At 65.2% G+C, this 21,988-nt stretch carries 24 protein-coding genes; 14 read left to right on the top strand and 10 right to left on the bottom strand.

Translation table 11 applies throughout. The features are described 5' to 3' along the window. The first annotated feature begins 113 nt into the window (after positions 1-113). The gene (locus tag H7841_13760; protein MEO5337937.1) at positions 114-2,258 is read left to right on the top strand and encodes a DUF2235 domain-containing protein; all 2,145 of its coding nucleotides are present in this window, start codon (positions 114-116) and stop codon (positions 2,256-2,258) included. Positions 2,259-2,307: 49 nt separating this feature from the next. Next, positions 2,308-3,513, top strand: coding sequence for an MFS transporter (locus H7841_13765; protein MEO5337938.1), 1,206 nt, complete (start codon positions 2,308-2,310; stop codon positions 3,511-3,513). Positions 3,514-3,517: 4 nt separating this feature from the next. On the opposite strand, the gene H7841_13770 is transcribed toward H7841_13765, so the two are convergent. The 6 genes from H7841_13770 to H7841_13795 all read right to left on the bottom strand — a co-directional run bounded on the left by H7841_13770 (position 3,518) and on the right by H7841_13795 (position 9,136). Beyond that, entirely contained in the window at positions 3,518-4,840 is a 1,323-nt protein-coding gene (locus H7841_13770; protein ID MEO5337939.1) for a UDP-glucose/GDP-mannose dehydrogenase family protein, read from the bottom strand. A 7-nt stretch (positions 4,841-4,847) separates the two neighbouring features. Continuing rightward, positions 4,848-5,738, bottom strand: coding sequence for a UTP--glucose-1-phosphate uridylyltransferase GalU (galU, locus tag H7841_13775; protein ID MEO5337940.1), 891 nt, complete (start codon positions 5,736-5,738; stop codon positions 4,848-4,850). A gap of 125 nt (positions 5,739-5,863) precedes the next feature. Further along, on the bottom strand, positions 5,864-6,856 hold the full coding sequence (locus H7841_13780) for a hypothetical protein (protein ID MEO5337941.1): 993 nt from the start codon (positions 6,854-6,856) through the stop codon (positions 5,864-5,866). Beyond that, the gene (locus H7841_13785) at positions 6,853-7,563 is read right to left on the bottom strand and encodes a hypothetical protein (protein ID MEO5337942.1); all 711 of its coding nucleotides are present in this window, start codon (positions 7,561-7,563) and stop codon (positions 6,853-6,855) included. Before H7841_13785 ends, H7841_13780 begins: the two co-directional genes overlap by 4 nt. A 104-nt stretch (positions 7,564-7,667) precedes the next feature. Continuing rightward, entirely contained in the window at positions 7,668-8,369 is a 702-nt protein-coding gene (locus tag H7841_13790; GenBank protein MEO5337943.1) for a VWA domain-containing protein, read from the bottom strand. After that, positions 8,366-9,136: a division plane positioning ATPase MipZ gene (locus H7841_13795; GenBank protein ID MEO5337944.1), complete on the bottom strand. Its 771-nt coding sequence runs from the start codon at positions 9,134-9,136 to the stop codon at positions 8,366-8,368. Before H7841_13795 ends, H7841_13790 begins: the two co-directional genes overlap by 4 nt. 173 nt (positions 9,137-9,309) lie before the next feature. Here H7841_13795 and H7841_13800 point away from each other — a divergent pair, with 173 nt between their 5' ends. Genes H7841_13800 through H7841_13810 form a run of 3 tightly spaced genes read left to right on the top strand, consistent with a single transcriptional unit; the run spans position 9,310 to position 10,499 of the window. Then, positions 9,310-9,828: a hypothetical protein gene (locus H7841_13800; GenBank protein MEO5337945.1), complete on the top strand. Its 519-nt coding sequence runs from the start codon at positions 9,310-9,312 to the stop codon at positions 9,826-9,828. Positions 9,829-9,882: 54 nt separating this feature from the next. Then, on the top strand, positions 9,883-10,110 hold the full coding sequence (locus H7841_13805; protein ID MEO5337946.1) for an AbrB/MazE/SpoVT family DNA-binding domain-containing protein: 228 nt from the start codon (positions 9,883-9,885) through the stop codon (positions 10,108-10,110). Then, entirely contained in the window at positions 10,107-10,499 is a 393-nt protein-coding gene (locus tag H7841_13810) for a type II toxin-antitoxin system death-on-curing family toxin (protein ID MEO5337947.1), read from the top strand. Before H7841_13805 ends, H7841_13810 begins: the two co-directional genes overlap by 4 nt. 3 nt (positions 10,500-10,502) lie before the next feature. Here the strand turns inward: H7841_13810 and H7841_13815 are convergent, their stop codons facing one another. Then, positions 10,503-10,949, bottom strand: coding sequence for a cytochrome c (locus tag H7841_13815; GenBank protein MEO5337948.1), 447 nt, complete (start codon positions 10,947-10,949; stop codon positions 10,503-10,505). Between the two features lie 112 nt (positions 10,950-11,061). Here H7841_13815 and H7841_13820 point away from each other — a divergent pair, with 112 nt between their 5' ends. The 9 genes from H7841_13820 to H7841_13860 all read left to right on the top strand — a co-directional run bounded on the left by H7841_13820 (position 11,062) and on the right by H7841_13860 (position 19,326). Beyond that, complete coding sequence (locus tag H7841_13820) at positions 11,062-11,646, top strand: TIGR00730 family Rossman fold protein (protein MEO5337949.1); 585 nt, start codon at positions 11,062-11,064, stop codon at positions 11,644-11,646. An 81-nt stretch (positions 11,647-11,727) separates the two neighbouring features. Beyond that, positions 11,728-12,693: an ABC transporter ATP-binding protein gene (locus H7841_13825; protein MEO5337950.1), complete on the top strand. Its 966-nt coding sequence runs from the start codon at positions 11,728-11,730 to the stop codon at positions 12,691-12,693. Continuing rightward, positions 12,686-13,420 carry an ABC transporter permease gene (locus tag H7841_13830; GenBank protein MEO5337951.1) on the top strand — a complete coding sequence of 245 codons (735 nt, stop codon included), beginning with the start codon at positions 12,686-12,688 and terminating at the stop codon, positions 13,418-13,420. The genes H7841_13825 and H7841_13830 overlap by 8 nt, the downstream gene beginning before the upstream one ends. Before the next feature lie 13 nt (positions 13,421-13,433). Further along, entirely contained in the window at positions 13,434-15,350 is a 1,917-nt protein-coding gene (locus H7841_13835) for a Gldg family protein (GenBank protein MEO5337952.1), read from the top strand. Between the two features lies 1 nt (position 15,351). Beyond that, positions 15,352-16,371: a DUF4340 domain-containing protein gene (locus tag H7841_13840; GenBank protein MEO5337953.1), complete on the top strand. Its 1,020-nt coding sequence runs from the start codon at positions 15,352-15,354 to the stop codon at positions 16,369-16,371. Between the two features lie 305 nt (positions 16,372-16,676). Continuing rightward, entirely contained in the window at positions 16,677-16,955 is a 279-nt protein-coding gene (locus H7841_13845; GenBank protein MEO5337954.1) for a helix-turn-helix transcriptional regulator, read from the top strand. Positions 16,956-16,988: 33 nt separating this feature from the next. Continuing rightward, positions 16,989-17,948 carry a zinc metalloprotease HtpX gene (locus H7841_13850; GenBank protein MEO5337955.1) on the top strand — a complete coding sequence of 320 codons (960 nt, stop codon included), beginning with the start codon at positions 16,989-16,991 and terminating at the stop codon, positions 17,946-17,948. 65 nt (positions 17,949-18,013) lie between these two features. Continuing rightward, complete coding sequence (locus H7841_13855; GenBank protein ID MEO5337956.1) at positions 18,014-18,265, top strand: hypothetical protein; 252 nt, start codon at positions 18,014-18,016, stop codon at positions 18,263-18,265. A 71-nt stretch (positions 18,266-18,336) separates the two neighbouring features. Then, positions 18,337-19,326 (top strand): hypothetical protein, encoded by a 990-nt coding sequence (locus H7841_13860; protein MEO5337957.1) that lies wholly within the window; start codon positions 18,337-18,339, stop codon positions 19,324-19,326. A 7-nt stretch (positions 19,327-19,333) separates the two neighbouring features. On the opposite strand, the gene H7841_13865 is transcribed toward H7841_13860, so the two are convergent. The 3 genes from H7841_13865 to H7841_13875 all read right to left on the bottom strand — a co-directional run. Beyond that, entirely contained in the window at positions 19,334-19,759 is a 426-nt protein-coding gene (locus H7841_13865; protein MEO5337958.1) for a response regulator, read from the bottom strand. After that, positions 19,756-21,192, bottom strand: a complete 1,437-nt coding sequence (locus H7841_13870; protein ID MEO5337959.1) for an ATP-binding protein — start codon at positions 21,190-21,192, stop codon at positions 19,756-19,758. The genes H7841_13865 and H7841_13870 overlap by 4 nt, the downstream gene beginning before the upstream one ends. 160 nt (positions 21,193-21,352) lie before the next feature. Then, positions 21,353-21,988: response regulator transcription factor (locus H7841_13875; protein MEO5337960.1), on the bottom strand; the 636-nt coding region annotated here is incomplete at its 5' end.

Here is a 21,988-nt window from a genome sequence, read left to right on the forward strand (position 1 = left end):
GCCGTGTCGATGAACGTATATCCAAAGAAGTCGCCTTTGGACATGTGACATGGAAAGAGATATATTGATGGCGGTGCGCGTCGGGGGACGCGCATGAGGAGGGGAGTGCCATCATGTCCAAGAATATCGTCGTCCTGTCCGACGGGACGGGGAACAGTGCCGCCAAGGCGGTGGGGACCAACGTCCGGCGGATCTATCGCGCGCTTGATCTCTGCAGCGCGACGAAGCAGGTCGTCTTCTACGACGATGGGGTCGGGTCGGGGGATTCGAAGTTCTCCAAGATTTTTGGCGGGGCCTTCGGGTTCGGGCTGAAGCGCAACGTTCTCGAGCTCTATCAGCGGCTGTCGCAGTGCTACGATCCCGACGACCGTATCTACATGTTCGGCTTCAGCCGCGGTGCCTACACGATCCGCGTTCTGGTGGGCCTGATCGACTGCTGCGGCTTGATACCCGGTGCCGCCGGAAAGGCCCCCGAGGAGCTGGAAAGCGCGGCCAAGGATGCCTACCGGGTCTTCCGCAAGAAGTTCAAATATTTTTGGCAGTCGAAGACGGCCACGCAGGACGCCTGCGCGGGGACAAGGCCTCCCATCGCCTTCCTGGGCCTCTGGGACACGGTGGACGCCTACGGCTTTCCGGTCGACGAACTGGCCGACTTCTGGAATGCGACGGTCTATCCCTACCGCTTCAAGGATCGCGACCTTACGCCGCTGGTCGGGAAGGCCTGCCACGCCTTGGCTCTCGACGACGAACGGCACACCTTCCATCCCGTCCTGTGGAACGACGATAAAAAGGACCCGAACCGGATTGAACAGGTCTGGTTCGCCGGGGCCCATTCCAATGTGGGCGGCGGCTATCCCGATGACAGCCTGTCCCTGATCTCCCTCGACTGGATGATGATCCGGGCACAGGAAGCTGGGTTGTTCTTCATCGACTCGGAATGGCGGGTCATCCGCGAGCAGGCCAACGCGCTCGGCAAGCTCTACAATTCGCGAAGCGGCGGCGGGGTCTACTATCGCTACAAGCCCCGCAACGTCGCGGACCTGTGCAACGACGGCGAAACCGGCGTCCACATCGCAAGGCCGAAGATCCATTCGAGCGTCTTCGAACGCGTCGGCGGGGGCGTGGGCTACCGTCCGCTGGGGCTTCCCGACGTCTACGACATCGTCGATACCCAGCCCTGCGCCGCGGACGTTCCGGCGAAGGTCGTGCTGAAGCCCGGACCGTGGGCAGCGGACGATCCCACCTGCCGGGTCAAGGAAATGGAACATGCCTGGGATTGGGTGTTCCTGCGCCGCGCGCTCTATATCGGCTTCGTCCTGGCTTCCATCGCCCTGTTCCTCGTTCCCTGGTGGACGGATTGGGTGCCGGGGGCGTCCTGCAAGACATCGACCTGCGATCTGGTGACCCCGCTGTTCGGGCTGCTCGCCGCCTTGCTGCCGGACATGCTGGCGCGATGGCTGGAAGCGCTACGCCAGAACCCGCCCGCGCTGTGGTCGTTCGTAGCGATCTTCTGGGCGTTCTATGTCGTTCGCTCCAAGTGGCTCGCCAAGACGCAGGTGGCCGCCAATCTGGCTTGGCTTCCGACAGGACACCCGGCCAAGCGCCAGTCACAGCCGCCGGCCTTGACCCGGATGATGCGGGAATTGGTCCGCAGCACGCCGGCCCGAACCGCCTTGCGGCTATTCTGGTGGGTGATCGGCGCGGCGTTGGTCGGCATTCTCTTCTATATGTTGGTGGTCGCGGCGAGCAGGGGAGTCTTTCTGGCCCGAGATATGATGGGGCTTTGCACGGAAACGGAGCGCGTCGTCGAGTTGGCGGCCCAGCCCGCCAGCCGCAAGTTCAGCGTTGGGGAGTCTTGCTTCGCAACTGGAATCAAAGTGTTGGCCGGCCAGCATGTCCAAATCTCCGTGGCGACCGAGCCGCTGCAGGAAGTATGGTTGGATGGCGCAACGCGGGCTGGTCCGGACGGCTTCCTGAATCCAAAGGCGGAGAAGGATTTCCATTTCGTCTCGGCGGGTCCCTTCCGCCGGCTCTGGTCCGAATCCTGGTTCCGGGTCTTGGCGCAGATCGGGAACTCTGGAACGAGCCGCTTCGCGGTGGGATCGGGAACCGGATTCGTGGCCCCCAAGGATGGCGAACTGTTCCTGTTCGTCAACGATGCGGTCTTCGGCATTCTTCCCGAATGGGACGTGGCCTATCGTTGGCCCAAGGGCAGGAACCAAGGCACGGCCATGGTAACCGTATCCCTCGCGCCTTGACCCCCGCCGGGCGGGCCGATAGGAAGGGCTCCGGAAAAGGAGTCCTTCCATGGCCCGTCCCGTCTGGCTGACGCCGACCGTCGTCGTTCTCATCCTGTCGGGCGCGGTGGTGATGAGCGCGTCGCTGGGGGCGCGCCAACCGCTTGGGCTGATACTGGAGCCCCTGTCGGCGGAGCGGCACTGGCCGTTCGCCACCTTCTCGCTGGCCGTCGCCCTGCAGAACCTGCTGTGGGGCCTGTTCCAGCCCTTTGCCGGCGCAGCCGCCGACCGCTGGGGGGCGGCGCGGGTCGCCATCTTCGGCGCACTCGCCTACGCCCTGGGCTTGGCGATGGTGGCGAGCGACGACGAACTGCTGACCGTGGTCGGCCTGGGTGTCGTCGCCGGGGCCGGCATCGCCGCCACCACCTTTTCCGTGGTCCTGGGGGCCGTCGGGCGGGCCGTGGGGCCGGAACACCGCTCGTCCGCCCTGGGCCTGGCCAGCGCCACCGGTTCTTTCGGCATGATGCTGGCCATACCCCTGTCCAATTACCTGATCGCCGCCCACGGGGTCGACGTCACGCTGCTCGTCCTGGCCGGCATCTGCCTGGCTTCCATCCCCTTCGCCTGGGTCCTGGGCCGGGCCGAGGCGGCGGGCGGTCCGCCGTCGTCCGGCATCGGCTTACGGGAAGCCTTGAAGGAAGCGATGGGCCATCGCGGCTACCGGCTTCTGGTTCTGGGATTCTTCGTCTGCGGCTTCCAGATCGCCTTCGTCGCCGTCCATCTGCCCAACTACCTGCAGCTTTGCGGCATGGGGGCCGGGGCGGGGGCCACGGCGCTGCTGACCATCGGCCTGTTCAACGTCCTGGGGTCCTGGCTAGCCGGGCAACTGGGGGCGCGGTTCCGGTCCAAGTACGTGCTGTCGGCCATCTACCTGGGGCGGGTGCTGGCGGTGATCGCCTTCGTCTGGAGCCCCAAGAGCGAGGCCTCGTTGATCGCCTTCACCGCCGCCATGGGACTCATGTGGCTGAGCACCGTGCCGCTGACCAGCGGGCTGGTGGCCCTATTGTTCGGGCCCCGCCACATGGGATCGCTGTTCGGCGTGGTCTTCCTGTCCCACCAGGTGGGCGCCTTCGTGGGGTCCTGGGCCGGTGGGGCGGTCTACGACGCGACCCTGTCCTACGACGCCATGTGGATGGTCACCGCCGCCCTGGGCCTGCTCGCCACCTTGCTGCACTTGCCGATCGCCGACCATGCGGTGGCGCGGGAAGCAGGGTAGGGAGCTACGGGCCCCCCACCGCTGTCGGCCGCCCGATGCAGGTATAGGCGAATCCTGCATCCGCCATGTCTTTGGGCGAATACACGTTCCGCATGTCGACCACCACCGGGGCCTTCATCATCGACTTGACCCGGTCCAGATCCAAGGAGCGGAACTCGTTCCATTCGGTGACGATCACCAGGACCTCGGCGCCGGGCAGGGTGGCGTAGGCGTCATCGCACCATTCGATGCCGTCCAGCATCTTTCTGGCCTCGGCCATCCCTTCCGGATCGTAGGCGCGCACGCGGGCGCCGGCGGCCACCAGCGCGGGCACGATGTCCAGGCTGGGGGCGTCGCGCATGTCGTCGGTGTTGGGCTTGAAGGTGAGGCCCAGTACCGCCACCGTCTTGCCGGCGACCGAGCCGCCGCAGGCGGCGACGACGCGCCCGGCCATGGCCTTCTTGCGCTTGTCGTTGATGTCGACCACGGTCTCGATGATGCGCAAGGGGCTGCCGAAGTCCTGGGCGGTATGGACCAGGGCCAGGGTATCCTTGGGAAAGCAGGACCCGCCGTAGCCGGGCCCCGGATGCAGGAACTTCTTGCCGATGCGACCGTCCAGGCCGATGCCCTTGGCCACGTCGTGGACGTCGGCGCCCACCTTCTCGCACAAATCGGCGATTTCGTTGATGAAGGTGATCTTCATGGCAAGGAAGGTGTTGCCGGCGTATTTGATGAGTTCGGCGGTGCGCCGCGCGGTGAACAGAATCGGCGTCTCGATCAGGTAGAGCGGCCGGTAGAGCTTGCGCATCACTTGGCGCGCCCGTTCGGAATCGGTGCCGATCACCACCCGGTCGGGGCGCATGAAGTCGTTGATCGCCGAGCCCTCGCGCAGGAACTCGGGGTTGGAGATCACATCGAATTCCGCGTCGGGACGGGTCTCGCGGACGATCTTTTCCACCTCGTCGCCGGTGCCCACGGGAACCGTCGACTTGTTGACGATCACCGTGTAGCCCTGCATGGCCTCGGCGATTTCCTTGGCGGCGGCATGGACATAGGAAAGATCGGCATGCCCGTCGCCCCGCCGGGTCGGGGTGCCCACCGCGATGAAGACGGCGTCGGCCTCCCGCACCGCGGCCTTGATGTCGGTGGTGAAGGACAGCCGCTTGGCGCGCACGTTGCTTTCGACAAGGTCATCGAGGCCCGGTTCATAGATGGGGATGCGTCCCTTTTTCAGGGCCGCGATCTTGGCCTCGTCCTTGTCCACGCAGACCACGTTGACGCCGAACTCGGAGAAACAGGCCCCCGAGACGAGCCCCACGTAGCCGCTGCCGATCATCGCGATGCGCATGCGCTGGTTACCCCTTCGCCGCCAATTCGTCGCAGAATTCCTTGAGCACGTTCCGCACATCGCCTTCCAGGTCGGTACGCTCCAGGCCGAAGGCGATGGTCGCCTGGATGAAGCCGACCTTGCTGCCGCAGTCGAAGCGGCGACCCGCGAAGCGATAGCCGTGGAACGGTATCCGGTCGATGGTCTTGGCCATGGAATCGGTCAATTGGATCTCGCCTCCGGCACCCTTTTCCTGGGTCTCCAGGACATCCATCACCTCCGGCTGCAAGATGTAGCGGCCGATGATCGACAGCCGCGACGGCGCGTCCTCCGGCCTCGGTTTTTCCACCAAGCCCTTGGCCTGCGCCAAGCGTCCGTCATCGGAGACCACGTCCAGGATGCCGTAGCGGTTGGTGTGTTCGCGCGGCACTTCCTCGATGGCCACCAAGTTGCCGCCGGTCTTGTTATAGACCTCGATCATCTGCTTGAGGCAACCGGGCTTGGCTTGAATCAGATCGTCGGCCAGCAGCACGGCGAAGGGCTCGCGTCCTACGAAGGTCCGGGCGCACCAGACCGCATGGCCCAAGCCCAGGGGCTTCTGCTGGCGGGTGAAGAAGATGGTGCCGGGGTTGGGCTTGCAGGCCAGGACCATTTCCAGGGCATCGGACTTGCCGCGCTCCTCCAGGGTCTTCTCCAATTCGAAGCTATGGTCGAAGTGGTCGGCCATCAGGGTCTTGCCGCGGCCGGTGACGAAGATGAATTCCTCGATCCCGGCCTCGCGGGCCTCCTCGACGGCATACTGGATGAGAGGCTTGTCCACGATGGGCAGCATCTCCTTGGGCATCACCTTGGTCGCGGGCAGGAACCGGGTGCCGAGACCGGCAACGGGGAAAACCGCCTTGCGCACGGGCTTGATCATCTGAAGTCCTCGAATGGAATCCGTTGTGAGAAAAAACCTTCGGAACGGCGTCGCCTTTGTGCCACAGGCGGGTTTGCGCCGCAACAAGGCGTATCTGCCGGAGGATGATGACGAAAATGGGGCATTCAGCGCCCACGGGTCTTGTCGATGCCTTCCTTAAGCCGCCGGTCCCGCCATTGGGCCAACAAGACGCGGGCGTTGTCGCAGAGCTTGACGTACTGGGATTCCTCGATCAGCTCGGGCGGGGCATCGAGGGCGACGGCGGCGTGGATCTCGTTGGCGACCGCCTCGCACTCGAAGCGCATCCGCTTGGCGATTCCCCGGTCGTCCTTTTCGCGCCCGTGCCAAGCGGCCACCATGTCGGCATCGCCGCCGTTGCGTTCGGCCCGTTCGATCACGCCATGCTGAAGCACATGCGTGCCTTCGTGGACCAGCAGCAGGAGCAACCCCATTTCCGATGTCCACTGAATGCCGCGCCGGATGAACACCATGCGGTTGCCAGGCTCGCCCAGGGCTTGGCTGTAGAATCCGGCGACGGAATCCACCGTGCCGCCCTTGAGGAAATGCTGGGAATGGGGAACGTAGTGGATGGCGTCGATGGCGTCGAAGGCCTTGCGCTGGGCGGGGGGCAGACGTTCCGCCAATGCGAAGGCCTTCTCCATGGCGGCGAAGAAGGGCTCGTTCTTCACGTCCGGGTAGACCGATCCCACCAGGGTCTTGCCGCGCAGCCTGCGCAGGTAGGGATCGTCAGGGCGGAGCCTGCCGTGGCGCCCGGCCACCGCGAGGGCCAACGCATGGCCGGTAAAGTCGGGCCGATCATCGAGAAACGAGGCGAGGGCGATGCGCAGTATTCCCTCGTCGCCGGACTTCCAGCCCACGTAGCGGCCGTTGCGGTCGCTGCCGGGAACGACCTCGATGCGCTTGACCGGTGCCAGGGACTGGGACATGGCTTCCAGCCGCGACCGGGCCTTGTCCAGGATGAGGGGCACCGCTCGGCGCACGGCGTTCGCCGCCTTTTCCGGAATGTTGGGGGCGACCCAGACTTCGGGGGACCCTGCCCGGGCCGGGAGGGCGCCGAGAAGCAGAGCCAGCAAGGCACCGGCGAGTCGGACTTTCATTTCTTTCCCTTGAGCAACAGGTCCTTGGCTTGGTTGACCTTGGCCGCCAGGTAGCCGGAACCGCCATGGTCGGGATGCAGTCCGCCGATCAGCCGGCGGTGGGCCTCCTTGACGTCGGCGTCGGAAGCCCCGGGCGCCAAACCCAGGATGCGCCAGGCTTCCTCGGGTGTCATGGCATCGGCGAAGGCCGGGCCCGGTTCGGGAGCATCGCGCCAATCGGGCCGCATACGGTCCAGATAGGCTTCCAGGACCTGCCGGGATTGGGGATCGGCGCTGCAGTCTTCCAGCAGGTGCAGCAGTTCGGGTAGGGCCAGGGAATCGAGGCGCCGGCCAGCGAACTCGCCTTCCAGGACTTCGCCATCCATGGCCCCGGTCGAGTGGTCCAGAGCCATGCGCAGGAATCGGGTTTCGATGGCCGATGTCTTCGGTCCCGCTGATCGCGTTCCGCTCATCGCGCGGGCGAAGACCTTGCCGACCTGATAGAGATTTCGCAGGCGCACGAACCAGGCGGCCAATACCGGCAGGAAGGCGAAGGCCCAGGCCAGACGGCCGGTGGCCAGCATCGCCAGGATCGCCACCACCACCAGCCCGAAGGCCAACCACTTGACCAGGCGGACGAGCGTCTTCGGGTCCGCCCGGACGAATCCGTGGGCCAGGAGGAGCAGGGCGCCAACCAGGGCGATGCCGAGAACGAGTGACCAAAGCATCCCCGCATCATAGCGCAGATTGGGGATGCCGAAAGGCGCTGCGCGTTGTAGATCGCTTGGCAGGAATCCATGGGTTGGATGTTCTACCAAGCCAAGTAGGCGTCTTACAGTCCTTCCATGCTTTTCGCCAGCAGCCGCACCTCGCCACCCTTCCGCCGGGCGTAGTCGGCCAAGGCCTTCCGGCCGCCGACGGCGAAGGTCGCCACCGCGCCCAGCAGGTCCCTCAATTGGTGGGCGCTGGAAGCGTCGAAAGGGCAATAGGCGCCGCGCGACAGACGGGCGATTTCCTGGAAGGCATAGGCGGCCACCGGATCGCTGCCTTCGTGGAAGGCGAAGACCGGCAGGCCCAGCACGCCCAATTCGCCAGCCAGATGGCCCAATTGGTCGAGATCCTCCTCCACGGCATCGCCGACCAGCACCAGGGCGTTGACCCGGTGGGACCGGGTCTCGTTGGCGGCATGCCGCAGCACCTTGGCGATCTGGGTTTCGCCCGCGGCGCAGCGGACTTGGCCCATCAGGCGCAGCAGTGCCGCCGAATCCGCCACCCAGCGGCTGACCTTGAATTCGCCGAAGCCGCGGAAGAAGGCGAGTTGGAGTTCCAATCCGCCCAGGGCGGCGGTGGCGGCGAACATCTCGCCCTGGATGCGGGCGGCATGGTCCCAGGCGGGCTCGCGGCTGGCGGTGGCGTCGAGGGCAAAGATCAACCGTCCGCGGATTTGTCCCGGTGCGTGGACCGGCGTCGGTGTCTCCGCCACTTTGGTCAGGAAATCGGCGACCGCGCCGCCGGGGGCGGGGAGTTTGCTCATGGTCCGAGCCGCAGGGCCTCGATCAGACCGCGCACCTCCTGGCGGGCCGCGACGTGGGAAAGATTCATGCCCTCCGTCTGGTGGATGTCCATGACCGTCAGGCCCTTGAGGAACAGTTCTCGGTAGATGACCCGTTCGCCGAACCCCTCGACGATGCGAAAGCCGATGCGCCGCGCCAAGTCTCCCAACAGGCGCCCGACTTCCCGTTTGTTGTGGGCGTCCAGATGGGACAGGCGGTTGCGCAGCACCACCCAGTCGAGCGATCCGCCATCGCGCTGAGCGCGCCGCAGCTTCTGCTGCCAGACCAGTTCGGCATAGTGGCTGGGCCCCTTGACCGCCATCTTCTCCGGATCGACCCGCGCCAGGCCATCCAGGTCCACCAGGCTGTCGTTGAGCGGCGTCACCAGGAGATCGGCGAAGGAATGGCCGGCCCGGCTGAGGGGCGAGTCGCTGCCCGGAGTATCGACGATCGCCAAGTCGTTGGTCGCCAGAAGGGAGGCCAGGGCCTCGCTTACCGTCCGGTCCGCGTCCTCCCCTTCGGCGACTGGCCGCGACTCCGGCATAGCGAGCTGGATTCCACGGGCGGCCGCGAAGGTGGCGCGATTCTCCATGAACCGTCCCAGGCTGCGCTGTCTCAGATCCAGGTCCAGGCAGCCGACCCGACGTCCCGCCAGCATCAGGCCCACCGCCAAGTGCATGGCGGTGGTGGACTTGCCACTGCCGCCCTTTTCGTTGCCGACCACGATGACGCGTATCTTGCGGGTCATGGAATCTCCTGCCTTGTTCCGAACGGGCGACAATGTAGCGCGTCGTCTTACAAATTTTAACCGAGGTTTCATTGCAGCCCGGCGATCCATCTGCTATGCGGGTTCAAGAGCCAGAACCGGAACGGCCACAAGAGCCGGGCGGGCTGCGGAGGCCGAACGCGGGAGGACTGCCCATGCATCGCAAGTCCGGAAGCCATGCCAACAGGCCGGGGCGGTCGCCTGCCGCCCGTTTTCTCCTGGAACTGGAAACCGCCGCCCGCCTCAAGGAACAAGAGCTTTCCGAAGCTCTGCTGCGGGTTGAGGCCGTCGAGGCCCTGCACGAGCGCATGCTGGCCAAGGTCATCCGGGACGGTCTCTCTCCGGATGATGAGGCGCGTAGCGTCGCCCAATTGTTGGACCAGCAGCGCCGGATGATCGCCGAGACCAGCCTGCCCGCTCTGTTCGCCGAGGTCGATGCGGCCTACGCCCGCTACCAGAAGGCCCTGGACTGCTGCCGTATCGCCAACGACACGGCTGAACCGGCGGCCGTGGCCCGCGAACTGGCCCGCCTGCTTTTTCCCGAAGGGGCTTCGGCCGTCGAACGCCAAGCCGTCGATCGGCTGGCGCGGTGGTTGCACGCCTATTTCTGGGTCGCCCCCGACGACCGCGCCGACCGCCGCGTCCGCGCCTGCTGGCGGCGTATCAGCCCCTGACCTTGAGTCGAATCGCCTGATGTTATAACATTGGGTGGAACGATGGAGGTGGTCATGTCCCATGTCGTCAACCTGCGCAAGATCGGCAACTCGCTGGGCGTCATCCTGCCCAAGGCGGAACTGGAGCATCTGGGGATCAGCGAAGGGGACAAGCTGTTCCTTATCCGCACACCGGAAGGCCTGCGTCTGACGCCCTACGATCCTGCCTTCGCCGACGCGATGGAGGCCGCGCGCGAGTTCATGCGCGAACACCGCGACGTCCTGCGCGAGTTGGCCAAGTGAGCTGCGAGCCGCGCTGGCTGCCCTTGGACTGGGTTCTGGCCATTCACGACGAGCAACTGGCGATGTTCGGCGGCGGCACGGGGATCCGTGACCCGGGCCTCCTGGAAAGCGCACTGGCCAAGCCGGTCAACCGTTGGCATTACGAGCCGGGGGCGACCTTTCCGGAACTGGCTGCGGCCTTGGGCCATGGCATCATAGCCAATCATCCGTTCGTCGATGGCAACAAGCGCACGGGCCTGATTTGCATGCCGATCTTCCTGCACATCAACGGTTGGCTGTTCGATCCGGACAAGATCGAGGAGGTCCGGATGATCCTCGGCGTGGCGGCCGGCGAGGTGGGGGAGGCGGAACTGGCCCGCTGGGTGGCCGCCGCCTCCCGCCCCAGGTAATCGTCAGTCCTTGCGGAACTTGTCGTGGCAGTTCTTGCAGGCGGCGGAAACGTCCTTGAAGGCCGCCACCGTGGCGCCCGCGTCGTTGAATTCGGCGGCGTCCACCAGCTTACCCACGGCCTGGCCGGCCTGCTGGGCGGCGGCTTTGAAGTCGTCGGGCTTGGACCAGATTTCCGGCTTGGCTTTGGTCTCGCCCTTGTCGGTGCCCGGCGGGTAGGGCTTGTAATGGTGGGCGAAGGCCTGCTGCAGTCCCTTGGCGTGGTAGGAGATGTGATCCTTGTTGTCGAGCCCGAGCAAAAGGATCGCCTTCAGGGACGTCATATGGCCGGCGGCGATCTTATAGATACCCTGGCGGTGGACGATGTTCGGATTGGTCTCGTCGGCGAAAGCCGGCGCGGCGATGGCCGCGACCATCGCGGCCGCGGCAATGGAACGAACGAAAGACGTCATGGCTTAACCCCCTGGAAAAGGATGGCGTGTCGCTAACGTCGCTTAAGATGGGGAGCGAAAGGCCTTTCGCCAAGGGGGCGAATTGCCTATACGGAAGGCGAAAGGATCGGCCATGACCAAGATTGCTTCGCTCTGCGTCTTTTCCGGCTCCAAAAAGGGGAACGACCCGGCCTTCGCCGCGACGGCCGAAGCCCTGGGGCGCGAGATGGCCCGACGCGGCACGCGCTTGGTCTATGGCGGCGGCGACATCGGGCTGATGAGCGTGCTGGCGCGCGCCGTGCTGGCCGAAGGCGGTCAGGTGATGGGGGTGATCCCCGAATTCCTCAGGGCCTTCGAGGTGGGCGACCCCGGCGTGCAGGAACTGATCGTCGTCGGGTCCATGCACGAACGCAAGGCGGTGATGTTCGACGAGGCCGACGGGTTCGTCGTGCTGCCGGGCGGGCTGGGCACCCTGGACGAGATGTTCGAGATTCTCACCTGGAAGCAGCTCCAGCAGCATGCCAAGCCGGTGGTGGTGGTGGACGTCAACGGCTACTGGGAGCCCCTGAAGGCGATGATCGCCCGCATCGTCGATGGCGGATTCGGTCACCACAAGATCAACGAGTTGCTGATCTTCGTTGCCACGGCGGATCAAGTTTGGGACGCCCTGGCCTCCGCTCCCAAGCCAGACATCGTCGTCTTGACCAGCCACCTGTAGGGCGGGGGCTTGCGAATCGGCGAGGCGGCGTCCTATCTAGGGGGCCGGCTACGGGACAACGGAGCGAGGGGGAAGGCCCTGATGACCGAAATGATTGCCCTCAACGGATTGACCAAGCACTTCGGGCCGCTGGTCGCGGTGGACGGTATCACGTTGTCCGTCAAGCGCGGCGAGGTTCTGGGCTTCCTAGGCCCCAACGGGGCCGGCAAGTCGACCACCATGAAGATGGTGACCGGCTTCCTGACGCCCACCGCCGGCACGGCCAGGGTCTGCGGCCACGACGTGGTGGAGGAACCGGTGGCGGTCAAGCGCCGCATCGGCTACCTGCCGGAAGGCGCGCCCACCTACGGCGACATGACCGCCGGGGCGTTCCTGGACTTCATCGGCGAGATTCGCGGCTTCAAGGGCGCCGACCTGCGTCGGCAGATCGACCGGGTGGTCGAGATCGTGGCGCTGGCCGACGTGCTGAAGCAACCCATCGAGACCCTGTCCAAGGGCTTCAAGCGCCGCGTAGGCCTGGCTCAGGCCATGTTGCACGATCCCGAAGTGCTGATCCTGGACGAACCCACGGACGGCCTCGACCCCAACCAGAAGCATCATGTTCGTGAAGTCATCCGCGAGATGGCGGCGGAAAAGGCCATCGTCATCTCCACCCACATCCTGGAGGAAGTGGGGGCGATCTGCACCCGCGCGGTCATCATCGCCCACGGCCGCCTGCTGGCCGACGGCACGGCCGAGGAACTGCAGGCCCGCATGCCCTACCACCATGCCGTGGCGGTCACGGTCGCCGCGGCCGATGTGGAAAAGGCCAAGGCCAAGCTGGAGGCCATCGCTCCCATCGACGTGGTTCCTAACTCGGACGGCACCGTCAAGCTGCGCGTCCCGGCCCTGGACGGCCAGCCGCGCCTGGCCGAGGTGGCCGACTTGCTCAAGGCCAAGCATGTCCCGGCCCGCGAACTGACCGTGGAACGCGGCCGGCTGGACGAAGTCTTTCGCGCCATCACCAAGGGCGAGACCACCGAGGACAAGGGAGGCGCCGATGCGTAACGTCGCCGTCATCGCCAAGCGCGAACTGCGGAGCTATTTCTCGACGCCTCTGGCCCTGGTGTTCATCGTCATCTTCCTGGCCCTGACCGGGGCCTTCCCCTTCTATCTGGGCGGATTCTTCGCCAAGGGGCAGGCCAACCTGGAAGGATTCTTCGGGTTCCATCCCTGGCTCTACCTGCTTCTAGTACCGGCGCTAGCCATGCGGCTGTGGGCCGAAGAACGCAAGACCGGCACCATCGAACTGCTGATGACGTTGCCCATTTCCACCGCCGAGGCGGTGTTGGGCAAGTTCCTGGCCGCCTGGGCCTTCGCCGGGGTGGCTTTGGCGCTCACCTTCCCCATGTGGATCACCGTCAACGTCCTGGGCGATCCGGATAACGGGGTCGTGGTCGCCAGCTATCTGGGCAGCTTCCTGATGGCCGGGGCCTTCCTCGCCATCGGGTCTTGCCTGTCGGCGGTGACCAAGAACCAGGTGATCGCTTTCATCGTCGCCGCCACGGCCTGCTTCCTGTTCACCATGAGCGGCATGGAACTGGTCCTGAACTTCTTCCGCGCCTGGGCGCCCGACGCCCTCGTGGAGACCATCGCCTCCCTCAGTTTTCTTACTCATTTCACATCGGTGACCAAGGGGGTGATCGACATCCGCGATCTGGTCTTCTTCGTCAGCACCATCGCCTTCTGGCTGTTCGCCACCGCCGTGGCGGTCGAACTCAAGAAGTCGGTATGAGGGAGGAGGGAAGATGAAGAACCTCGGACGTACCCAGATGGCGCTGGCCGGCCTGGCCCTCGGCGCCTTCACCTTGCTGGCGGTCAACCTGTTTTCCCACACCCTGCTGACGGGGGCGCGCCTCGATCTGACGGCGGACCGCCTGTTCACCCTGTCGGACGGCACCCGCACGGTGCTCAAGTCCTTGCAGGAACCCCTGACGGCCCGCCTCTACTTCTCGAAGATCCTGGGCGAGCGCAGCGCCCGCCACGGCCAGTACTATGGCCGGGTGCGCGAGTTGCTGGAACGCTATTCCCAGCTTTCGGGCGGCAGGCTGAAGCTGGAACTCTACGACCCCGAGCCCTTCTCGGATGCCGAGGACCGCGCGGTCGCCGCCGGGCTGCAGGGCGTGCCGGTCACGGAAAGCGGAGATTCCGGCTATTTCGGCCTGGTGGTGGTGTCCAGCACCGACCTGGAAGGCTCCATTCCCTTCTTCAACCTGGAGCGCGAGAACTTCGTCGAATACGATCTGACCAAGCTGATCTACACGGTCGCGAATCCGAAGAAGAAGACCGTCGGTCTGCTGTCCACCCTGCCCATCGACGGTAAGGGAGCGGACGGCATGATGGGCGCCAAGCGCCGCTGGGCGATCATGGACCAGATCCGCGAATTCTTCGAGGTGCGCGAGATCCCCATCGACGCCAACGAAATCCCGAAGGAAGTGGACACCTTGATGGTCGTCCATCCCAAGGGTCTGAGCGATATCACCCTTTATGCCATCGACCAGTTCGTGCTCAGGGGCGGCAGCCTGCTGGCCTTCGTCGATCCCAATGCCGAACTGGAAGGCTCCGGCCCGCCTGAACTCCAGGTGATGCCCAACGACAAGCTGGAATTCAACCGCCTGCTGGAAAGCTGGGGGCTGCGCCTGACCCTTGGCAAGGTGGCCGGCGACCTGGAGGCGGCGCTGCGCATTTCCAAGGACGACGACCCCAGGCGGCCGCAGACCATCGACCACGTGGCCTGGCTGGGCCTGGGCAAGGCCAACCTGGATGCCGCCGACATCGTCGTCGGTGATATCGAGAAGCTGCATATGCCGACGCCCGGCATCCTGGAAATCCTGGAAGGTTCCGGCCTGCAGGCGACGCCGGTGCTGACCACCGGACTGCGTTCCATGGCCATCGACACCGCCAAGGTGCAAGGCGAAAGCCCGGACCTGCCGGCCCTTTTGCGGGGCTTCAAGCCGGAAGGCAGGAAGCTGGTGCTGGCGGCCCGCGTCGCCGGATCGCCCAAGACGGCCTTCAAGGACGGCAAGCCTGCCTACAAGGAAAGCGAACGTGACAAGGCCGGCAAGCCCACCCAGGCCGCCGCCGGACCCCAGCTCATGGAAGCCGCCAAGCCGGCCAACCTGCTGGTGGTGGCCGACGCGGACATGCTGTTCGACGCCTTCTGGGTGCAGACCCGGACCTTCTTCGGCCAGAAGGTCCAGGTGCCGCTGGCGGACAACGGGGCCTTCGTGGTCAATGCCCTGGACGTGCTGTCGGGCAGCGACGCCCTGGTGGGCCTGCGGGCGCGCGGGCGTACCGATCGGCCCTTCACCCTGGTCGATGACATCCGCAAGCAGGCCGAGACCCACTTCCGGGCCAAGGAGGAAGAGCTTCAGGCCAAGCTGAAGGCCCTGCAGGACCGTCTGGCCCAGTTGCAGAAGAAGGGCAAGGACGGTCCCGAAGCGGCGGCCATGGTAACGCCCGAGGACAAGACGGCCATCGCCCAGTCGCGGTCCGAAATGGTGGCGGTGCGCCAGGAACTGCGCGCCGTCCAGCGCGAACTCAGGCGCGACATCGAATCCCTGGAAGCCCGGCTGAAGTTCATCAACATCGCCGGCCTGCCGCTGCTGCTGGGCCTGGGAACCCTGGTTCTCTGGATCGTCCGGCGGCGCCGGAAGGAGGCGTGACATGGACCGCAAGGTCTTTCGCATCGTCGCCGCCGTTGCCGGTCTGGCTTTGGTTCTGGCGATGGCGGCCCTGTTCCTGCGACCGTCCGCCCAGGAATCGGCAGGGGCCGGGGAGCGCCTGTTTCCCACCCTGCTGGATGTCGCCAACCAGGTGGAGATGGTGGCTATCGCCAGCGGCCGCGAGACCCTGACCCTGGAACGCAAGGACGGCCGCTGGTCCCTGGCCGAACGCCACGGCTATCCCGTGGGTGCGGATCGGGTGCGGGCGGTGGTCCTGGGCCTGGCCGACTTGCGCATCCTGGAAGCCAAAACCAAGCTGCCCGAGCATCATAAGGCCCTGGGGGTCGAGGACTCGGGCCTCAAGGACTCGACATCTCGAGAAGTCACCCTGTTCGACGCCAAGGGCCAGAAGGTGGCCGCCGCCATCGTCGGTCGGCCCAAGTTCGACGTGGGCGGCGGAGAACGCGGGCTCTACATTCGCCGCGCCGGCGAGGATCAGGCATGGCTGGTCAAAGGTCAGGTGGACCTGGGCCAGGGGAGCGCCGATTGGCTGGAACGGGAGATCGTCGACGTGGCCGCCGAGCGGGTGGCCTCGATCGCCATCCGCCACCCGGACGGCGAGACCCTGGTGGCGTCGCGCTCCTCGGCGGACGAGAAGCATCTTTCGGTCAAAGGCGTCGCCGCCAAGCGCGAGGACATCCTGGACGGCATGATGGCCGGCCTTAGCCACCTGATGCTGGACGACGTCCGCAAGGCGGACGACCTGGAAATCGGCGACGCCTATTTGACGCGGGCCGAGGTGACCACCTTCGACGGCCTGACGGTGAAGCTGCGCATCGGCAAGCTGTTGCAGGAATACTGGATCTGGCTCGCCGCCGAAGGCAACGAGGAAGCCGCCAAGCTGGACGCCCGCCTCAAGCCCTGGGTCTACCGCATCCCGTCCTTCAAGGCCGAACGCTTCCTGCGCCGCACCTCCGACATCCGCAAGGCGGAAGAGGAAAAGGCGTCCGGCAAGCGGTAGATTTGTCCGCGAGGAACGACGCAAGACTTCGCTGTACGGCCCCCGCGGCATGCCCTATCGTGATCGGGGAAAGGCGGCTCTTGCAGGCGTGTTGACATAAATGGCAACGATCCCCCATATTGAATCCGCGGGAGGTTTGGTTGCCTGGCATCTCGATCCAGCCGACGGGCGGCAGGCGGAGCGCAGACTGTTGATGGCGGCGTGTCGTGCCCATCTGCATCTGGACGCCCCGGATCATGTGACAGGGAGGGTGCATGAACTCCTATAGGCCTGATATATCTCCGCGCCGGAAGAAGTTCGTCGACTTGGTGAGCAAGGTTCACCTGGAAATCGATAACGCGGTTCGCGACTGGCAGGACGAAACCGGCAAACCGAAGGCGGAACTGGCGCGGCTTCTCGACGTCGACAAGGCCGTCCTGTCGCGGCGTTTGAACGGCACATCGAATATGACCATCAAGACCATCGCGGACTTGGCCTGGGCCATCGGAAGGGAGATAGAATTCTCGCTCCGGCCGCATTGTCGTGGAAGGCGAAAAGCTCTTAGCCCAGTCGGTTCTGTTCTCTTCCTAAGGAAGGGCAAGTGATGTTCTCCGCGGATGAGCCTATATGATGGGAGCATGCTGACCTTCAGGTTCGATCCGACGCGACGAAGGCGCCACAAGCGGCGCAATCTGGCCCAGACCGCTCTGCTGATGGGCGGGATGCTGGGGTTGTTTGCGGTTTCGGCTTGGCTGGTGGCGGGCGCCGACGGTGTCGTCTGGGCGGTGGCGGGCGGGGTGCTGGTTCTGGCGCTGACGCCCCAGGTCTCGCCGCGCCTGGTGCTGCGGCTCTACGGGGCCCAGGAAATTCAGCCCGAGGCCCTGCCGGAGGCTTACGACATCCTGGCGGTGCTGGCCGGCCGGGCGGAACTTCCGGCGCGGCCCCGCCTCTACTATCTGCCGAGCAGCGTCCCGACCGCCTTCGCCGTCGGCGACGAGCGCCAGGCGGCCATCGCCGTCACCGACGGTCTGCTGCGCAGGCTGACCCCGCGCGAGCTGGCCGGTGTTCTGGCCCACGAAATCAGCCATATCCGCAACCGCGACCTGCGGCTGATGAACCTGGCGGACGTGATGAGCCGCGTGACGCGCGCCATGTCCTTCGCCGGCCTATTCTTGCTGATCTTCGTCTTGCCGGTCTGGCTGGCGCGGGGGGAAGGGGTGCCGTGGCTGCTGGTCCTCGTCCTCACGTTCGCGCCCAGCCTGGGCAGCCTGCTGCAACTGGCCCTGTCGCGGGCTCGCGAGTTCGACGCCGACCTGGACGCCGCCGGGCTGACCGGCGATCCGGTCGGGCTCGCCTCGGCGCTGGAGAAGCTCCATTCGGCCGAGGGCGGCATCTGGCAACGGCTGCTGTTCCCCGGCCGGCGCTCGCCCGACCCGTCGCTGCTGCGCACCCATCCGCCCACCGAGGAACGCATTCGCCGGCTGCTCGACTTGGCGGTGCCGGCGGTGGTGGAACCCTGGCCGGACTTCGGCCTGACTTTGGCCGTGCCCCGTGTGGTGGCGCGGCCGCGCCTGCGCATCACCGGCGTCTGGTATTGATCCGCCGGCTGGCCCTCCCCACATTCACGCAATCCAGTCGCATTCGCGTTTTCAGGAGGATTTCCATGAAGACAATGCTGTCCGTGCTGGCGGCGGTCGCCGGCTTGGCCCTGGCCTCGCCGGCCTTCGCCTTCCACTGTCCCAAGGACATGTCCGAGATCGACGCGGCCTTGCCCAAAGCCATGACCCTGAGCGCCGACGAAAGGAAGCAGGTCATGGACTATCGCATGAAGGGCGAGGAATTGCATAAGGCCGGCAACCACCAGGCTTCGGTGGACACGCTCGCCAAAGCCAAGGCCATCCTGGGCCTCAGGTAGGGCACTCAGGTAGGGCACCGGTTGCCTCCCCGGCCCGCGACCGATAGACTGCGGGGCGGGGAGGACGCCGCATGGAGCAGAAGAGCCACAAGGCCCTGGTGACGTTGGCGGTGGGCGACGACTACGTGCGCTCTTTCGTGGCGACCGCCAGCCATACCTGGAACGAGTACTGCAATCGCCACGGCTACGACTTGGTGATGCTGACCGAGCCCATCGACAAGAGCTGCGACTTCTCGCAGAAATCCATCCACTGGCAGAAGCTGCTGATCGGCATGGTGCCGCAGTTGCGCGACTACGACTGGCTGGTCTGGGTGGACGGCGACATCCTCATCAACTATCGCCAGGCGCCTTGCATCGTTTCCCACATGAAGGAAGACAAGATCGGCGTCGTCGATGCCTCGGACGATTTCCATTACGCGGACGACGTCTTCAACCTGCATACCCGCTATCTGCTATTGAACGCATGCATGGCCCGGCAGTTGACGGGGGGGCCGGAAAAGATCATCGCCACCGACGGCGATCTTCGCGAATACCACAGGATGTTCGGCTTCACCGGCGAGGCCGGCCGATTCATCAACACGGGGGTGCTGGTCTTCAATCCGCGCCGCCACGCGGACTGGCTGGCCGAGATCTATGCCAAGTACCCCAGGAACTTCTACGATTTCGAGAACACCCCGCTGTCCTACGAGATGCAGGTGGCCGACCGCGCCGAATACCTGGATCGCCGCTTCAACCTGGCCTGGGCGCACGAGGTGGCGCGCAACTATCCCTTCCTGTTCAACCTGGAAATCCTGAAGCGCAATCCGGAAATGCTGTTTCTTTGCGCCAACGCCGCCTTCCGGAATTCCTGGTTCCTGCACTTCGCCGGCGCCAAGAAGAATCCGATCATCAAGGAACCCTTCAAGATGATCGCCCAGGATGCGGAATCGATGATGCAGATCCTGTTCCCCGACGACTGGGCGGGCCGCGAGGCCAACATGCGCTTCTGCCCCCTGAAGGATATCCAGGACGTACGGGCCGCCCTGGGAGACGACGCCAAGGCCTGGACCATCATGTTCTGAACAGGGCCTATTCCGCGGCGGCCCGGGCCAGCAGGCCAAGCTGGCCGAACACAACCCTGATTTCCGGCGGGTCCGGCGGCTTGACCAGGAACCCTTCGCAGCCCAGCCGGAGGCAGCACTGCCGGTCCTCGGGAATGTCCGCCGCCGACAGGGCTATCACCGGCAAACCACGGGTATCCGGATCATGGCGGATGCGGGCGAGCAGGTCGCCGCCCGGCATGTCGGGCAGGGATAGATCGAGCATGATTACGGACGGCAGAGCCTGCCCGTTCCGGGTGAACAGCAGGGACGCCGCCTGCTTGCCGTCGATGACGTGGATGACGGGCAGGTCGACCCCGGCCTCGGCCAGGGCCATGCGGATCAGGCGGGCGTGGCCGATCCAATCCTCGATCAGCAGGATGGTCTTGTCAGTCGTGGAGCAAGCGAAGGTCATGACGCTTCTCCCATGATGGTTCCATTCTCGTCGGGCCTGGGCCGCAACCTTTCCCGCGGGAAGCGGACCGTAGCCGTCGTCCCCTTGCCCTTGCGGCTTTCCAGGACCAGGGTGCCGTCATGCGCCTGGGCGAGTTGGCGCGCCAGATAGAGACCCAGGCCCGTACCCTCGTGGCGGCGTTCGAGGACGCTTTCCAGTTGATTGAAGGGTTCCATTGCCTTGGGGATGTCCTCGCTGTCCATGCCGACCCCGGTGTCGCGGACGGTGATCGCGAGTCCGCCATCGGCATCCAGGCCGGCGTCGACGCTGACCTCGCCCCCTTCGGGGGTGAATTTCACGGCGTTGGACAACAGGTTCAACAGGATCTGGCGTACCCGCATGGGGTCGCCATAGACCTGGGGCAGGTTTCCGGAAACGTTGTCGAGCAGCCGCGTGCGGTTGCGGGCGGCGCGTTGCTGGACCAAGCGCAGGGCCGAGCCGATTACCGCGCGGATGTCGATCCTTTCCTGTTTCATGTCGAGCACGTCGGTCTCTATGCGTGAGACGTCCAGGATGTCGCTGATGATTTCCAGCAGGTGCACGCCCGCCTTGCGGATGTTCTCCAGGTAGCCTTTGTAGGAGGCTCCCAGCGGGCCGTGCAGTTCCAACAGCGACATTTCCGAAAAGCCGATCACCGCGTTCAGCGGCGTGCGCAGTTCATGGCTCATGTTGGCCAGAAACTCGACCTTCGCCCGGTTGGCCATTTCCGCCTGTTCCTTGGCGCGCTGGAGGCGGATTTCGTTCTCGCGGCGCTCGGAGATATCGGCCAGCATACAGATGATCCCACCCTCGCGGGTCTTGCGGTCGCTGGCCAGCAACGTGCGTCCGTCCTTGAGCTGGAGTTGGACCGACCCTTGGCCGCGGTTGAGGATCCAGTCGGCCGCCGGGCCGTCAACCCGGATGTCGCCGCTGGCGACCATCTGACGGACCAGAGTGGAAAACTCGATACCCGGTCCCACGTCGCCCGCCCCGGCAGGAAGGAGCCGGCGGTAAGCGTCGTTGCAGACCACCAGGCGCCCTTCGGTATCCCATAGCGCGAACCCGTCGCGCCACCCGTCGACCGCTTCGGCAAGAAGTTTCAGACGTTCGGCATCGGGCTGGCGGCGCCGTTCCTCGTACAGGGCCGCGATGCCGAAGGCCGTGAAGGCAATGCCGCCCAGGTAGCCGAATCCTACCTCAAGCAGGACGATAACCGTCGAGCCAACGAGATGCCTAGCGTCGGCCAGGGTGTGGACGAGGGTGCCGAACAGGACCAGCGTCAGCCCAACCAGGATGTACCGCCAAGCGCCGTCCCGGTTGCCGCGGGTGGCCAGCCACAGCCCCAGGAGAGCCCCCGCGATGGCGAGCGCCTTGATCGTATCCACAGCCAACTCAAGGACTTCCCGTTCCTCCATGGGAGACGTCTCCTTGCTCCGGCGAACCTTCCGGTAGAGGGATGTCTCCGGAAACCATCGCCATATTGCGAGCGTTCCCAGAAGGATAGGCCTGGAATGTAAGTGCAGGATGATGTTCGGAGGAAGGGACGGTGAAGAATTGTAACGCGGAAGAGGAGCGCTACGTCTGTTCGTAGGTTACCGGTTCGACGAACATGTAGCCGATGCCGCGAATGGTCTTGATGAAAGCCGGCTCGCGCGGGTCGTCGTTCAGCTTGCGGCGCACCTTGCCGACCAGGACGTCGACGCTGCGGTCGAAGGGTTCGGCGCTGCGGTCGCAGACTTCGTCCAGGATCTGGTCGCGGGTCACCACACGGCCTTGGCGTTGCACCAGGAAAGCCAGGAGGTTGAATTCGTGGGTGGTGAAATGAACGGTCTGGCCGGTTGGAGAAGCGACGTCACGCCGGCCGAAATCGATTCGCCAGCCGGCGAACCGGCCCATGCGATGCTTGTCGTCGCCGTTGGCGAGCGTTGCGGCAGGGGCGGTTTCCACTGCCGCCTGGGCGCGCCGCAACACACTGCGGATGCGCGCCAGCAGTTCGCGCTGGTCGAAGGGCTTGGTGATATAGTCGTCGGCCCCCAGTTCCAAGCCGACGATCTTGTCCACGGTATCCTGCTTGCCGGTCAGCATGATGACCGGAATGGAGGAGGATTGGGAGCGCAGTTCGCGGGCCAGCGTCAGGCCATCTTCGCCGGGTAGCATGAGATCGAGAATGACCAGGTCGACGGGATCGCCCGCGGCCATGGCCTTGCGCAT

This window comes from Magnetospirillum sp. WYHS-4 (assembly GCA_039908345.1).
In the GTDB taxonomy this organism is placed as follows: Bacteria; Pseudomonadota; Alphaproteobacteria; order Rhodospirillales; family GLO-3; genus JAMOBD01.